We start from the raw sequence: 15,839 nt of genomic DNA, 5'->3' as shown, positions 1-15,839 counted from the left end.
GGTCAACGATTTGTTGCTTAAAGTCATCCGTAAAATGACGGCGTATTTTTCTAGACATATTGTTTCTCCTGTTTTCTTTAGTGTAGAACACTTTATAAATTCTGTCTAGTTTAGTGTAACCTATTCATACACAATAAAAACTCATAAGAATTTTCTAGTAAAATAGATTTGAACGAACATTTTACGGAAGGAAATCTTATGAGCTACCATCATTTTATCATAGAAGAACGCGAAAGTATTCTTGCTTATTGGACACAGGGATTAAGCCTGTTTGAGATAGCGATGTTACGCAACCACCATCTATCTAGTATCAGCTGAGAATTGCATCGTCATCCAAAGAATAGAAGGTATTCCCTTAGTGTAGCAAAATCAGCTTATCATGTCTCCAAATCACACAGTGGACAAAAAAGAAAGTTGGAAGTAGATAGCGAATTGAGCCAGACGAGAAAATCAAAAAAGCCCTTAAAATTGGGCTTTTATTTGGTTAATTCCTGTTAAATCAGGTTATGAAAGGCGGTAGACGGATTTGAACCGACGATCAAGCTTTTGCAGAGCCGTGCCTTACCACTTGGCTATACCGCCATAACAAACTATATTCTACCTTAAAACTCTTCTTGCGTCAAGTTGAAATATTATCTTGGTAGCGCTAACAAATTGGGCCTGAAGAATATGAAAATAAAACAAGAAAAAGGAGTTTAGGCATTTCTTAAACTCCTTTTACGCTTGATTCTATTTAAACGATCTGTTCTTTGTCTACCATTAATCGACCTTTTTTATAAACTTGATGGATTAAATTAGTAGCAAAGAAATAGAATGGGTAGTCAATATTTGGTGCATCAAAAATAGCAATATCGGCATCTTTTCCAATTGTGAAGCTACCAACGCTGTCTTGGCGATTAACCGAATAAGCAGCATTGATAGTTGCAGCGTTTAACACTTCTACGGGAGTTAGCCCCATCATGAAACATCCAAGTTGCATAGCAAATTGCATATTAGCAGTTGGACAGCTCCCAGGATTACTGTCGGTAGAAAGTGTGATAGCCATACCTTTCTCGATCATTTTGCGAGCTGGAGCGTAGGTATCTTCCATGAGACTAAAGGTTGTTGCTGGAAGTAAGTTACCAATAACCTTGGCTTCGCTCATTTTAGCAATCCCTTCATCTGTTGCCATCATCAGGTGTTCTGCACTGGTTGCACCAAGTTCAGCTGCCACATCTACACCCCCAATAGAAGCAATCTCATCGGCATGAATACGAAGTTTAAAGCCCATTTCCTTAGCCTTGTTTAATAAATAGTGTGATTCTTCAGCAGTAAAAACATTTTTTTCACAAAAGACATCACAGAATTCCGCTAAATGATTTTCTTTAACGGCTGGTAGCATCTCTTCAACGATGAGATCTAGATAGGCTTGGCTCTTGCCTTTGTATTCTTCTGGGATAGCATGTGCTGCCATGAAGGTTGAGACGAGATCAATCGGGTGCTCTTTATTGAGGGCGGCGACAACATCGAGTTGCCGTTTTTCAGTTTCCCAATTTAAGCCATACCCACTTTTAGCTTCGACAGTCGTAACGCCATGCAGTAGCATATAGTCTAATAGTTTCTTGGATTTTTGATAAAGATTATCGAAACTAGCTTCTCTAGTTGCTCTGACGGTACTTAAAATTCCTCCACCTTGTGCCAGAATGTCCAAATAAGAAACGCCAGCTAATTTTTTAGCAAATTCATGTTCTCTGCTCCCTCCATAAACCAGGTGGGTGTGGCAATCGATAATACCTGGAGTTGCAATTTTTCCTTCATAAGAGTGAGTTACCGTTTCTGGACCGATCAATGAAGCGTCAGGTTGACCTGATCCAACAGCTAGAATAAGGCCATCTTTTATAGCAATATACCCGTCTTCAAGGATTTGGCTATCATTCATTTCCTGACCGAAGAGAGGATGTCCTGGATCGTTTGGACAGAAGACCTGATTGAAATGCATGAGTAAAATATCAGCAACCATGTAAAACCTCCTTATAGTTGATTGTATGATTTAATACTATTAGATTACCCATAAAGCGTCAAATTTTAGTCAAAAATACCTGAATACCATCTTTTTTTACCTTTTTGGCTAGGTTTCCCATAAAAAGACTTTTTATTGACTGTCCATTGTTAAACTATCATCGACAATAATATTTTGAGGAGGCGTTTTTATGTCATACTTTAGTGAAGCAGACATTGCAGCAGCAATGACAGTTAAATTAGATGATGTGTTACCTGAAAAGACGGTATTTCAAGACGGTATTCGACGCGCACCCGATAGAGGTTTTCGGCTAACTCAAGCGCAAACAGAACTCGCTTTGAAAAATGCGTTACGGTATGTTCCTAAAAAATTTCACGAAGAAGTGATTCCAGAATTCTTGGAAGAACTCAAAACGCGAGGGCGTATTTACGGCTATCGTTGGAGACCTAAAGAACGCATTTATGGAAAACCAATCGATGATTACAAGGGGAATTGCACAGCTGCTAAAGCCATGCAGGTTATGATTGACAATAACTTGAGTTTTGAAATCGCTCTTTATCCTTATGAATTAGTTACCTATGGCGAAACAGGGTCAGTCTGTGCCAACTGGATGCAGTATCAGCTCATCAAAAAATACCTTGAAGTGATGACTGAGGATCAAACCTTGGTTGTCGAATCAGGTCACCCTGTCGGCTTGTTCCATTCAAAACCGGAGGCTCCTCGTGTTATTATTACCAATGGACTTTTGGTTGGCGAATATGACAATATGAAGGATTGGGAAATCGCTGAAGAAATGGGTGTTACGAATTATGGACAAATGACTGCCGGGGGCTGGATGTACATAGGACCTCAGGGTATTGTTCATGGTACCTTTAATACCCTTTTGAATGCTGGTCGTTTAAAACTTGGTGTCGCCGATGATGGCGATTTGACTGGTAAACTCTTTATTTCGTCTGGTTTAGGTGGTATGAGTGGAGCACAGGGTAAGGCTGCTGAGATTGCTAAAGCGGTAGCGATTGTGGCAGAAGTTGATCAATCTCGTATCGAGACACGCCATTCTCAAGGCTGGGTAAGCCAAATTGCAGAAACACCTGAAGAAGCTCTAACATTAGCCCAAAAAGCGCTTGACGCTAAGGAGTCAACTTCCATTGCCTATCACGGCAATATTGTTGATTTGCTTGAGTATGTCAATGAAGAAGGCATTCATGTTGACCTACTGTCAGATCAAACGTCCTGCCACAATGTGTATGACGGTGGTTATTGTCCAGTAGGCATCACTTTTGAAGAAAGAACTCAACTATTGGCTGAAGATAAGGAAGCCTTCCGCAAGATGGTTGATGAGACCTTGAGCCGTCATTTCGAAGCCATTAAGACCCTAACTTCAAATGGAACTTACTTTTTTGACTATGGTAATGCCTTTATGAAATCTGTTTACGACTCAGGTGTCAAAGAGATTTCTAAAAATGGTATTGATGATAAAGATGGTTTTATCTGGCCATCCTATGTAGAAGACATCATGGGTCCGATGTTGTTTGACTATGGTTACGGTCCATTCCGCTGGGTTTGCCTGAGTGGCAATCATGATGACTTGGTTGCGACTGACCATGCTGCCATGGAAGCTATTGATCCAAATCGCCGTTACCAAGATCGGGATAACTACAACTGGATTCGTGATGCTGAGAAAAATCAATTAGTTGTTGGAACACAGGCACGTATCTTATACCAAGACTGTTTAGGACGCGTCAATATTGCCCTTAAATTTAATGAATTAGTCCGTGAAGGTAAGATTGGTCCAGTTATGATTGGTCGAGACCATCATGATGTATCTGGTACAGATGCGCCTTTCCGTGAAACCTCAAATATTAAAGACGGTTCAAACGTTACTTGCGACATGGCAGTTCAGTGTTATGCTGGTAATGCTGCGCGTGGTATGAGTTTGGTTGCCCTTCATAACGGCGGCGGTACGGGTATTGGTAAGGCTATTAACGGTGGCTTTGGCTTAGTATTAGATGGTAGCGAACGTGTTGATGAGATTGTTAAGTCAGCGATTGCTTGGGATACCATGGGTGGTGTTGCAAGACGTAACTGGGCACGTAATGACCATGCTATTGAAACAGCTATTGAGTATAATCGTTTGCATGGTGACACTGATCACATTACGATTCCATATCTAGCTGATGACGACCTTGTTTCATCAGCAGTTGCGGCATTATTTAAGTAAAAATGTAAGCGTTATCTAAAAACTGGTATAGTTAAATGAATTAACTTTCATACAAGAAACGAAAGACGCAGAGAGTACTTGATGGAAAATCAAAAGCAGACGTTGTTGACTTGATTTGATGAGCCTCAGTTCTATCTTTATCGGCGTCGTCTAGTCTGTTTTTTGATTTTCATTGAGTACGACAAGTCGAACGTGATGATCTATCAAAGTTGATTCAAAAGACTTTATTAACCCAATAACTTGAAAGGAAATTGCTATGGCAAAAATTGTTGAATGTATTCCTAACTTCTCTGAAGGACGTAATCAAGACGTTATTGATGGTCTGGTTGAGACAGCTAAAAGTATTGCTGGGGTAACCTTGTTAGATTACTCTTCTGATGCTAGTCATAATCGCAGTGTATTTACGCTTGTTGGCGATGACCAAGCGATTCAAGAAGTCGCCTTTCAGCTGGTAAAATATGCTTCTGAACACATTGATATGACCAAGCATGAGGGAGAACATCCCCGCATGGGAGCAACAGATGTTTGCCCATTTGTGCCCATTAAGGATATTACAACAGCTGAATGTGTCGACATTTCTAAAAAAGTGGCTGAGCGTATAAATAGTGAGCTTAGCATTCCCATTTTTCTTTATGAAGATTCAGCAACACGTCCAGAGCGTCAAAATCTTGCCAAAGTTCGTAAAGGTCAGTTTGAAGGGATGCCGGAAAAATTATTAGAAGATGATTGGGCTCCAGATTATGGCGATAGAAACATTCATCCGACAGCTGGAGTGACAGCAGTCGGAGCGCGTATGCCACTTGTAGCTTTCAATGTTAACTTGGATACGGACGATGTTGCCATCGCCAATAAAATAGCTAAAATTATCCGTGGCTCAGGTGGTGGATACAAATATTGTAAGGGCATTGGTGTCATGCTAGAAGATCGTCATATCGCTCAAGTGTCTATGAACATGGTTAATTTTGAAAAATGCCCACTTTATCGAACTTTTGAAACCATTCGTTTTGAAGCTAAGCGCTACGGGGTAAATATTATTGGTTCTGAAGTGATTGGGCTTGCTCCAGCCAAGGCCTTGGTTGATGTTGCTGAATACTACTTGCAAGTTGAAGATTTTGATTACAGTAAACAAGTTTTGGAAAATCATCTACTTGGATAGGGGGGTTCTATGGGATTAGTTGATTTAAGTGTAAGAGATTTTGCTAAAGTATTAGGGTCAGATGCTCCTGCGCCAGGAGGTGGCTCAGCCGCAGCAATGTCAGGGGCTAATGGGATTTCCCTAACTAAAATGGTCTGCGAATTGACCTTAGGAAAGAAAAAATATGCCGACTTCCAAAATGTGATTGAAGACGTTCATAACAAGAGTAGTGCTTTACAAGATAAACTCTTAGCAGCCATCGATAAGGATACCGAAGCTTTCAATCTAGTTTCAGCAGTCTTTGACATGCCCAGGGAAACCGATGATGAAAAAGCAGCCAGACGGACAGCTATGCAAAGTGCCTTGAAAGAAGCAGCCCAATCTCCTTATGACATGATGGTCTTGATGGTAGAAGCTTTGGAGACAACCCAAAAGGCTGTTGGAAAATCAAACACCAACGCGGCTAGTGATTTGGGAGTTGCGGCTTTAAACCTCAAAGCAGGCTTACAAGGAGCATGGTTGAACGTTCTCATAAACTTATCTGGCATTAAGGATGAAGCCTTTGTGACAACTTATCGTCAAAAAGGAGAAGAACTACTTAAAAAAGGATGCAGCCTAGCAGATAACATTTATGCCACGATCGTTGAAATGGTTTAAAAAATAAAGGAGAAAACATGGTTTTATCAGATATTGAAATAGCAAATTCAGTCACTATGGAACCGATCAGTGAAGTTGCCAACCGAGTCGGTATTGATGAAGAAGTGCTCTGCCATTACGGCAAATACAAGGCAAAAATCGACGCTCGGCAGCTTGTTTCTCTTAAAGATAAATCAGATGGCAAGCTGATTCTGGTCACAGCCATCTCTCCAACACCAGCCGGTGAAGGGAAAACAACGACTTCAGTTGGGTTAGTCGATGCCTTGACTGCTATTGGCAAAAAAGCGGTTATCGCTCTTAGGGAGCCGTCCTTAGGTCCTGTTTTTGGGATAAAAGGCGGGGCAGCTGGTGGAGGGTATGCTCAAGTTGTCCCTATGGAGGACATCAACCTTCACTTTACCGGTGACTTTCATGCTATTGGTGTGGCCAACAACCTCTTGGCTGCCCTCATTGATAATCATATTCATCAAGGTAATCATTTGGGCATTGATTCAAGACGTATTACCTGGAAACGTGTCGTAGATATGAATGACCGTCAACTTCGCCATATTGTCAATGGTTTGCAAGGAAAGGTCAATGGCGTTCCTCGTGAAGATGGCTATGACATTACCGTTGCTTCTGAAATCATGGCTATCCTTTGTCTATCAGAAAACATAGCTGATCTGAAGGCACGTTTGGAAAAGATTATTATTGGTTATAACTATGAGGGAAATCCAGTTACTGCTAAAGATTTAAAAGCTGGTGGAGCCATGGCAGCTCTGCTTAAAGAGGCCATTCATCCTAATCTTGTTCAGACTTTGGAACACACACCTGCCATTATCCATGGAGGACCATTTGCCAATATTGCTCATGGTTGTAACAGTGTACTTGCGACAAAACTAGCTTTGAAATATGGAGATTATGCTGTCACAGAAGCAGGCTTTGGAGCCGACTTAGGGGCTGAGAAATTTATTGACATCAAATGTCGCATGTCAGGATTGCGTCCTTCAGCTGTTGTTTTGGTAGCGACTATCCGGGCATTGAAGATGCATGGCGGTGTCGCTAAAGCAGACTTGGCTACTGAAAATGTTCAAGCAGTGATTGATGGTCTTCCAAACCTCGACAAACATTTGGAAACTATTCAAGAGGTTTATGGTTTACCTGCTGTGGTTGCCATTAACAAATTCCCTCTGGACACTGATGCTGAATTACAGGCTGTTTATGATGCGTGTGCCAAACGTGGTGTAGACGTAGTGATTTCAGATGTTTGGGCAAGTGGTGGTAAAGGAGGTCGTGAATTAGCTCAAAAAGTTGTTGAACTAGCTGAACAAGACAATCAGTTTAACTTTGTTTACGATGAAAATGATAGCATTGAAACAAAACTAACCAAGATTGTGACCAAAGTATACGGGGGCAAAGGCATCAGCCTAACGCCAGCTGCCAAGCGAGAAATGGCTGAGTTAGAACGCTTAGGTTTTGGACGTTACCCAATTTGTATGGCGAAGACGCAGTATTCTTTCTCCGATGATGCGAAAAAACTGGGAGCGCCTAAGGACTTTACAGTTAAAATCAGCAAACTCAAGGTATCTGCAGGAGCAGGCTTTATAGTAGCTCTGACAGGAGCGATTATGACTATGCCTGGTCTTCCTAAAGTGCCAGCTAGTGAAAAAATTGACATTGATGAGGAGGGCAATATTACCGGATTATTCTAAGACAATGCTAGGAGATAAGAGATGACAATCGTAACTGTTAGAAAACCTTCGGACTATATTTTATCGGATTGGTCAGGTGGAAAAACGCAACAATTGTACCTTTATCCTGAAACTGGTGATTATGGAAAAAAACAGTTTTCCTATCGCCTTTCTACTGCAACAGTAGCCATAAGACAAACAACTTTTACCTCACTAGAAGGGTATCATCGTCTTATCATGACTTTGGATAAGCCGATAACTCTCAGTGATATCGATGACAATAGTGAAACGACTGTGGTTCCTTTTCAGCCTTACGCATTTGAAGGGAATAGCCGAATCATTAGTCACGGTACCTGCCAAGATATGAATCTCATTTTTGATGATCACTACCAAGGGCAATTGCAAGCGATTTGGCCGGATAGCAAGGACAATCCTAAAAGGGCTGATGTTGAAATGATTTATGCTCTTACTGACCTTACGATTTATTGGAACAATCAAGAAAAGTTAACATTGGCAGAGGGTCACTTAGCAGTTATGGAAATGGATTCATCGATAGTAGATGTCCAAGTCCATCCCACTAAACACCAGGAAAACCATCGTCCTCTTGCCATTTGGGCTGGATTATGGAAAAAGGGAAGTATTTCTTGTAGGTAATAGTCGATCGGTTACGATTTCTTTCTCAACGATGGTTGATTAGCTTCGAACAGTGACTATGGCTGTGGTTGCGTTTTAATGAAAGTTGTTTACACGTTTTATGATGACTACTTAGTTTCTCATCGCTACTTATTTTATGACATCCCTTTGATCAGGTAGAGAATCCAGTCATTTCTTGGGAGAATCACCTGATGACTTTATTGCTAACATTTGAACGCAAAATGTACAAAAAGGAGAGTATTATTATGGCGTCAAATCATATGAATGAACAAGAAAGAGAAAAAGCAAAGTTTAGCTTGAGTGGTGCGACTCTTTATGGGATAAACGCCGTTATTGGTTCAGGTATTTTTCTCTTGCCACAGTCAATTTATAAAGGTCTTGGTCCAGCTTCCATCGCTGTCATGTTTGGTACAGCGATATTGACCATCATGTTAGCCGTTTGCTTTGCGGAAGTTGCGGGGTATTTTGGCAAAAACGGTGGTGCTTTTCAATACTCGAAGCGCGCTTTTGGTGACTTCGTTGGTTTCAATGTTGGTTTTCTTGGATGGGCAGTTACCATCTTTGCTTGGGCGGCCATGGCAGCAGGGTTTGCGAAGATGTTTATCATTACCTTTCCAGCATTTGAAGGATGGAACATTCCTTTGAGTATTGCTCTGGTTATCCTCTTATCTCTCATGAATATTGCAGGTTTGAGAACTTCTAAAATCTTTACCATTACAGCAACCATTGCCAAATTGATTCCAATCGTTGCCTTCTCAGCCTTTACCTTATTCTTTATCAAGAACGGTCTACCTAACTTCACACCTTTTGTTCAATTGGAACCAGGAACCAATTTGCTAGGCGCTGTCTCAAATACTGCTGTTTATATCTTCTATGGTTTTATTGGTTTTGAAACCCTCTCAATTGTTGCAGGTGAAATGCGGGACCCAGAAAAAAATGTTCCACGTGCTATTTTAGGATCAATTAGTATTGTTTCTGTCTTATACATGTTGATTATCGGTGGAACCATTGCCATGCTTGGTGGTGGTATCATGGATACCAACGCTCCTGTCCAAGATGCCTTTGTTAAAATGATTGGTCCTGCTGGTGCTTGGATGGTTTCCATTGGAGCTCTGATTTCTATTACTGGTTTAAACATGGGAGAATCTATCATGGTACCTCGTTATGGCGCTGCTATTGCAGATGAAGGTCTGCTTCCAGCAGGAGTTGCCAAACAAAATAAAAATGGAGCACCAGTAGTAGCTATTGTCATCTCAAGTACCATTGCTATTATCTTGTTGCTAACCGGTTCTTTTGAAAGCTTAGCTACGTTGAGTGTCGTGTTCCGTTTCTTCCAGTACATTCCAACAGCACTAGCGGTCATGAAATTGCGAAAAGACGAACCGGATGCGAATGTGGTCTTCCGTATTCCTTTTGGACCAGTCATTCCATGGTTAGCTGTTATTATCAGTTTAGTTATGATTTGGGGCGATAATCCCATGAACTTTGTTCGTGGTGGCATAGGTATTGTCATTGCAAGTAGTGTTTATTATGTCATGCATGGGCGAAAAAAACATGCCAATCATCATCTTATATAAAGAATAGAACTAGGAGAAAAGATATGACAAGAGTGATAAAACTAGACGGTGAAAGCCTTACCCTTGAAGATGTGATTGCAGTTGCGCGTCAAGGCGTGACTTGTCAAATCGATGACCGTGCCGTGGAAGCGGTGAATGCTTCTCGAAAAATTGTTGATGATATTGTCAAAGAAGAACGAGTTGTTTATGGCATTACGACAGGTTTTGGCTCTCTTTGTAATGTCAGCATCTCGACAGAAGATACCGTACAACTTCAAGAAAATCTGATTCGTACGCATTCTAGCGGTTATGGAGATCCTTTGGCAGAAGATGCAGTCAGAGCTATTATGCTTATCCGGATTAACTCTTTGGTAAAAGGTTATTCAGGTATTCGCTTATCAACCATCGAAAAATTATTGGAATTATTGAATAAAGGAGTTCATCCATTTATTCCTGAAAAAGGATCACTCGGTGCTTCAGGAGACCTTGCTCCACTTGCTCACATGGTTTTACCAATGCTAGGTCTAGGGAAAGCTTACTACAAGGGCAAATTACTCTCAGGGCAAGAAGCTCTTGATAAAGCTGGCATTTCTAAAATTTCTCTAGCCGCAAAAGAAGGCCTTGCCTTGATTAATGGAACAACGGTCTTAACGGCAATAGGTGCTTTGGCAACCTACGATGCGATACAGTTACTAAAATTATCAGATATAGCAGGGGCTCTCTCTCTTGAAGTTCACAATGGTATTTCCAGCCCATTTGAAGAAAATCTTCACACCATTCGTCCACAAAGTGGTCAATTAGCAACCGCACGAAACATCCGCAATCTCTTGAAGGATAGCCATAATACAACGGTAGCAACACAGTCTAGGGTTCAGGACCCTTACACGCTTCGCTGTATTCCTCAAATTCATGGAGCAAGTAAAGATAGTATTGCTTATGTGAAAACAAAAGTTGATATTGAAATCAACTCTGTGACTGATAATCCAATTATCTGTAAAGACGGTCATGTTATTTCAGGGGGAAACTTCCATGGTGAACCAATGGCCCAACCATTTGACTTTTTAGGCATTGCTATTTCAGAAATCGGTAATGTTTCGGAACGTCGTGTAGAGCGTCTAGTCAACAGTCAACTCAGCAAATTACCATCATTTCTTGTTAAACATCCTGGCTTAAATTCAGGGTTTATGATTACTCAGTACGCTTGTGCCGCCTTGGCATCTGAAAATAAAGTTTTAGCTCATCCAGCTAGTGTCGATTCTATCCCATCCTGTGAAAATCAAGAAGACTTTGTCAGCATGGGGACAACAGCTGCTCGAAAAGCAGGAGAAATACTTAAGAATTCTCGTCGTATTGTGGCAACAGAGATTATGGCAGCCTGCCAAGCACTAGATCTGAAACCAGAAAATCACGAACTTGGCATTGGAACAAAAGTTGCTTATGATCTCTTCCGACAAGAAGTTAAGCTGATTGAAGATGATAAAGACATTGAAATTTATGATGAACTAAACAAAGCGTCAGCTGTTATAGAGAATCCAAGTTTCCTTGAAAAAATTGAAGAGGTTGTTGACCTTGCCATTCAATTCTAGGTTATTTATCAAAGGCTGTGACAAGTGTCAGAGCCTTTTTAGTACAATAGTGATATAATGATTGACAGTTAGCTTGTCGCAAATAGGAGTTAGGTCTTGCTAGCTAGACCTACTTGTCGATAGGCATAAGGAGGTTATAGGTGTGTTAGAAGATTATTATCCATCAAATACTAGTTACTACCATGGGGCTATAGAAGACAATCTCTATACTGCCAAATGGGGCATGGTCATGACCTTTCTTGATCTCAATGATGCTTCCTTAACCCCCTTTGAGGGAACGCATTTTGCAATCATTGGATTCAAAAGCGACAAGGGCGTTTATATCAACAATGGTCGTGTCGGTGCCGTTGAAGGCTCGTGGTCTATTCGTAGTCAGTTAGCTAAATTACCATGGCATTTAGGGGATAAGGTCATGGTCTATGATGTGGGAGATATTGATGGGCCTAATCGTTCTTTGGAACAACTACAAATGAGTTTATCCAAAGCTGTCAAACGGATGTGTGATCTCAATCTCAAACCAATTGTACTAGGTGGTGGGCATGAAACTGCTTATGGACATTACCATGGATTGAGGCAGACATTGGCTAGTCATGATGACTTAGCTGTGATCAATTTGGATGCTCACTTTGATCTAAGGCCTTACGATTATACGGGTCCAAATTCTGGAACAGGTTTTCGCCAAATGTTCGATGATGCCTTGCAAGAAGACAGGGTATTTAACTACTTGGCATTAGGTATTCAAGAACATAATAATAATTTATTTCTCTTTGACTTTGTGTCAAAATCAAAAGGCATTCATTTTTTAACTGGTCAGGATATTTATAAAATGGGCTATCAACAAGTGTGTCAAAAGATTGATGATTTTTTAGAAAATCAAACAAGAGTTTACCTGACTATTGATATGGACTGCTTTGCAGTCGGCTCAGCACCTGGAGTTAGTGCCATTCAATCACTTGGAGTTGATCCCAATTTGGCCGTTTTGCTGCTACAACATATTGCTGCCAGTGGCAAATTGGTGGGCTTCGATATTGTGGAAGTATCTCCGCCGCATGATATTGATAAGCACACTGCTAATCTTGCGGCAACGTTTGTCTTTTATTTGGTTCAAATCATGGCACAGCAACATGGTTAAAGTCTTTTATAGCAGAATCACAAAAAAATTCTCCGTAGCGCATTTCTTTGGGAATGAGATACGGAGAGTTTTCGTTTGAACTAAGCTAGTTTTTGCCGTAAACGTGTCAGTTCACAACAGAGATGGTTGTCACGATAAGGATTAAGATTAGCCATAGCAATCTCGTAGTACCGGTCAAAAGATTCTATTAGTGTCGCTTCTAAATAATCGCAATCGGTTTCGCTTAACGACTGTTTAGCGGTTAGTAGATGGTATTTAACTACTGCCATAACGTAATAAATAAAGCCTTTATCTCTCGGATTACCATACCTAGATTCCAGTTTATCCCTTTGTCTTAGCAAGTCTATCACAGGACCAGTAACCCCTTTTTTCCATTGAATGATAGCTAAGTAAATGTCTAACTGGATTTCCTTCCAAGGGCGTAGGTGTTTTTTTAGACCTTGTCTAGCAATGACTAACATCTGCTCTGACGTATCAAGCTGACCAATGATGAAGTAGGAAATGCCTAATCCGATATAAAAGACACTTGCAGGCACTTCGGCATCTGCTTTTTCAGTTAGCTTTATGGCTGTTTGTTGATAGTGAATGGCTTTATCAAATTCTTGCTTGATTTGATAGATTTCGGCTAAATAGTCTAAAGCAGCTGCTATTTGAATCGTGTATTGAGATTCTAAAGAGGGAGTCACCTTGAAAAAGTCAATGGATTGCCTTAACAATCGCTTAGCTTCGTCCAAGTCTCCGATGATCAGATGATAGAGCCCTTTAAACCTTAAACTAATAGCGATAGCTTCAAAATGATTGGCAGCTACGGCGGCTTCTAAAGAAGTTTCAGAGTAGTATTTCATCTCGACTTTATTTTCCACTTGAATGCAGTAGTGGATGAGCTGTCGGTAGCCTTCTAATAAAAAGGAAGATTGTTTGAGATCAGTCGCTAGAGCGATAACCTTTTGAATATGTTTAATGCCTTCTTGGTAGCGACCAATTCGAATATCGTAACGTCCTTCCAAGTAAGAAAAACGAACAACTAACTCTTGAAAATCCCTATTATTTTCATACCTTGTTTCCAAATAGTCAATGCGCTGTTGGATATTTTTAAATTGTTTTTCGATTAGTCTTTGATTGTCGTCTGTTGACAATTCATTTCGCGCTGAATATTTAGAATAAATGGGGAATAGTTCATGTTGATAGTCTAAGGTGTTATCGAGATAATTCAGGCTATATTCTAATGCTTTGATATCTTGATGAGATTGCTCAAAATGGTAGGCTATTTCTTGTAACAGTTTTGGTGTAGGTGGCAAAATTGCAAGCCTTTCTTCCAAGCGTTTAGCAATCTGTCCGTGAAGAAGTTGTTTTCTCGATTTGGATAACCTATCGTAGCAATAAAGTCGCACGATCTGTTTTCGAAAATTGATGACGATATCATCATCTTGGTTAGATTCTATTAAAATATAGTAGCTGCAAAGATTATCAACAATAGTTATGATTTCCTCTAAGGAAACAGACATTACCTGTGCCAGGGTATTAAGTGGAACTGCTTGAGGACAGCAGGCTAAAAGATTTAATAGTTCATTGGCCAAACTATCTAGATTAGCTAACTTTAGTCCCAGCTTAGCCTTGATTGCTGGTGTGAGAGGGACAAACTTCTCTTTATTGATAAGGAGTTTGGTGTATTCAGATAAAAAGAAAGGGATGCCTTGGCTGACTTGATAGAGTCGTTCAAGCTCTTCGGGATCGATTGTCTGATCACTTAGTTGACTATGAATAAAATCGAAACTTTCTTGGCGCGTGAATGGCTCCAGTAAGATGGCCTGTAATTTCTTTTGACTCGTTAAAGCATTCAAATAATTTTCGAGGTGAATCGGTGTTCCCGGGTGTTTGGTAAAGATGAACGCTAAAGGACTATCTGTCACTTGGTGAATAACCTTTTGAAGAATGGATAGGCTTCCCTGATCAATCCAGTGGATATCTTCAATCAGAATAACCATTGGTTTAATGGCAGCTAGTTGCTGTAAGATGTCTACAAGAAAATAGCTAAGAGCGTTTAGTTGCTTAGATAAAACCAGATGGTCATCGTTTTCTGTTTGCCCAAGGATAGTGGTGAAATGTTGTTTCAAAGACATTTTCCAACCTTGAGGAGTTAGTAATCTATGTTGAATAACCAAATCCCCTAAGTGATTTAGAAGAGTGCGCCATAGTTGAAAAGGATTCTCGTATTCTTCGCGGAAACACTCTGCTGTCACCATTTGAAAGCGTGAGCTTTGAGCAGCTAAAACTTGTTTAGCCAAGGTTCTTTTTCCGATTCCAGTGTCCCCAATCAGGAGCATCATTTCGGCATCGTGATTAGTCAAACAGCTGGCTAAAAAAGTTTCCAATTGTCGAATTTCGTGGCTTCGTCCTAAAAAGGTATCGCTAGTTCGGAGAAAGTGACTAACGGTACAGTCATTACGATGATTGGCTAGAATTTCTTGATAAATCTGTTGGCTTTGGTTACTTGGTTGAATACTAAGTTCTTTCTCGAGGAGGTTGGTTAATTGATAATAGGTTTCAATTGCTTTACTAGGACGTTTTTGTTGTTGGTAAAAACGCATTAATAATTGGTAATGCCGTTCTTCGTATTCGTCACGTTCAATGAGTTGTTTTAAGTATTGTTCATTATCTTCTTCGTTATCAAGAGAGAGGCCTTCTTCCACCTTTTGGTAGGAGGCTTTTAAAAAGATTTGTTCATACTGAAGACGCAGCTTAGATATCCAAACCTCAAACTCCTCACAGTTTTTGAGATAAAAACCCTGCAAAAAATCGCCCTGATACAGATCCAGATGATGTTTGGGTGACTTTAAAAAGAGTTCAACATCCGTCTTGATATTTAAATCAGGATTCAGCGTAATAGTGTTCCTGTTAGGACAAATAATGATGTCAGCTTTAGTTCCTTTATTGGCTTGGTAAATGGTGTTTCGAAGATTCTTTTTAGCTGTTTGGGTACTTTTGTTTTCCCAAAGTAAGCTAGCGACGACTTCGCGATTGGCAGAACCATTGATGGCAAGGTAGTAGAGGAGGGCATTTACTTTAGAAAATGTGAAAAATTGTTCTTGTCCATTTAAAAAAATTTTGGGGTTGCCAAGTAATTTTAAGCTGATATCTACCATTTTGTAAGCGCCTCCATACGTAATTACCTTCAATATAACCTAATCTTGTCCTTTTAGCAAGTCCCTTCTAAGTAAGCTCCCTTTGA

At 40.3% G+C, this 15,839-nt stretch carries 10 protein-coding genes and 1 tRNA gene; 8 read left to right on the top strand and 3 right to left on the bottom strand.

What is annotated here, in order from left to right:
- Positions 1–511 precede the first annotated feature (511 nt).
- Both ABP870_RS07320 and hutI read right to left on the bottom strand, forming a co-directional pair.
- Positions 512–582 (bottom strand) — tRNA-Cys (locus ABP870_RS07320).
- 151 nt (positions 583–733) lie between these two features.
- A complete protein-coding gene (hutI, locus tag ABP870_RS07315; RefSeq protein ID WP_350014802.1) occupies positions 734–1,999 on the bottom strand; it encodes an imidazolonepropionase in 1,266 nt (421 codons plus the stop codon).
- Between the two features lie 190 nt (positions 2,000–2,189).
- On the opposite strand from hutI, the gene ABP870_RS07310 reads away from it, so the two are divergent.
- The 8 genes from ABP870_RS07310 to ABP870_RS07275 all read left to right on the top strand — a co-directional run bounded on the left by ABP870_RS07310 (position 2,190) and on the right by ABP870_RS07275 (position 12,610).
- Positions 2,190–4,220, top strand: coding sequence for a urocanate hydratase (locus ABP870_RS07310; RefSeq protein ID WP_350014801.1), 2,031 nt, complete (start codon positions 2,190–2,192; stop codon positions 4,218–4,220).
- 256 nt (positions 4,221–4,476) lie between these two features.
- On the top strand, positions 4,477–5,376 hold the full coding sequence (ftcD, locus tag ABP870_RS07305; RefSeq protein ID WP_350014800.1) for a glutamate formimidoyltransferase: 900 nt from the start codon (positions 4,477–4,479) through the stop codon (positions 5,374–5,376).
- Positions 5,377–5,385: 9 nt separating this feature from the next.
- On the top strand, positions 5,386–6,012 hold the full coding sequence (locus ABP870_RS07300; protein ID WP_350014799.1) for a cyclodeaminase/cyclohydrolase family protein: 627 nt from the start codon (positions 5,386–5,388) through the stop codon (positions 6,010–6,012).
- A gap of 17 nt (positions 6,013–6,029) precedes the next feature.
- Positions 6,030–7,703 (top strand): formate--tetrahydrofolate ligase, encoded by a 1,674-nt coding sequence (locus ABP870_RS07295; RefSeq protein WP_350014797.1) that lies wholly within the window; start codon positions 6,030–6,032, stop codon positions 7,701–7,703.
- A gap of 21 nt (positions 7,704–7,724) precedes the next feature.
- Positions 7,725–8,336 carry a HutD family protein gene (locus ABP870_RS07290; RefSeq protein WP_350014796.1) on the top strand — a complete coding sequence of 204 codons (612 nt, stop codon included), beginning with the start codon at positions 7,725–7,727 and terminating at the stop codon, positions 8,334–8,336.
- 245 nt (positions 8,337–8,581) lie between these two features.
- On the top strand, positions 8,582–9,913 hold the full coding sequence (locus ABP870_RS07285; RefSeq protein ID WP_350014803.1) for an APC family permease: 1,332 nt from the start codon (positions 8,582–8,584) through the stop codon (positions 9,911–9,913).
- 23 nt (positions 9,914–9,936) lie between these two features.
- On the top strand, positions 9,937–11,478 hold the full coding sequence (gene hutH, locus ABP870_RS07280; protein ID WP_350014795.1) for a histidine ammonia-lyase: 1,542 nt from the start codon (positions 9,937–9,939) through the stop codon (positions 11,476–11,478).
- A gap of 142 nt (positions 11,479–11,620) precedes the next feature.
- Positions 11,621–12,610 carry an arginase family protein gene (locus ABP870_RS07275; protein ID WP_350014793.1) on the top strand — a complete coding sequence of 330 codons (990 nt, stop codon included), beginning with the start codon at positions 11,621–11,623 and terminating at the stop codon, positions 12,608–12,610.
- A gap of 80 nt (positions 12,611–12,690) precedes the next feature.
- Here the strand turns inward: ABP870_RS07275 and ABP870_RS07270 are convergent, their stop codons facing one another.
- Positions 12,691–15,753 (bottom strand): AAA family ATPase, encoded by a 3,063-nt coding sequence (locus tag ABP870_RS07270; protein ID WP_350014792.1) that lies wholly within the window; start codon positions 15,751–15,753, stop codon positions 12,691–12,693.
- Between the last annotated feature and the right edge of the window lie 86 nt (positions 15,754–15,839).

Origin of the sequence: Streptococcus jiangjianxini, assembly GCF_040225085.1 — a bacterium.
Taxonomy (GTDB): Bacteria; Bacillota; Bacilli; order Lactobacillales; family Streptococcaceae; genus Streptococcus; species Streptococcus jiangjianxini.
The sequence above is the reverse complement of the archived record's forward strand: the minus strand, read 5'-3'. Positions and strand labels throughout refer to the sequence as shown.